Source organism: Oleiphilus sp. HI0061, assembly GCF_001635675.1.
The window spans coordinates 1-648 of the sequence record NZ_LWFE01000048.1 but is presented as its reverse complement, the minus strand read 5'-3'; the positions used below and the strand labels follow the sequence as shown (position 1 = coordinate 648).

Below are 648 nucleotides of genomic sequence, written 5' to 3'. Positions count from 1 at the left end.
CGCCTCCGTCTCTTCTGAGATCCAAGCGATTTCATCAGAGCGAACCGTCTCGTTCCTCACAAAGTCTTGCTCACGCCCTATTCCGGCTTTCTTGAATTTCTCTGAAGCTAAGCCTTTTACTTCCTGCGCCAAAGCATCAGCCAAAGCCTGAGGGATCGCCCCTTCATTGATAGAGCAGCCGGTTTGAATCAAATCTTGCGCGATTGACTCAAACAAAACTTCATTGTCTTCTGGGCTTGATAAGTACACCGATAGTTCTCCAAAAAGTCATTGCTAAGAACACGATTTCCACAGTATAGTTCGCGTTCTTACTACGCAAAAATGCGGCCCTTAAACTTCAAATATTTAAAAGGATTTTGAATATGACGAACATTCTATTTTAATTACCCAAAAATCAATACTGACAACTGAACTTTCTGATCAACAGAAAGCTATTTAGTTCTGTCGATAAAACTCTTCACGCTTTCGTGCTTATGCGAAAGCTATAAATAAATCCTCTTTATAATCAAATTTTGAGAAACGACACTATGACTGCGTCTAAACTATTCGCACTAATCACTTTAATTTTATTTTTGTCTGCTTGTGGCTCTGACAGTAAAAATATAACACTGCCTGATTGCCCCGAGCCAGATAATAGCTCCGACACAA

General features: G+C 40.1%; 1 pseudogene. It reads right to left on the bottom strand.

The annotated features are described in order from the left end of the window. Positions 1-249 (bottom strand): annotated as a pseudogene (locus A3735_RS00740) (2OG-Fe(II) oxygenase); the annotation flags it as partial. Positions 250-648: the final 399 nt, after the last annotated feature.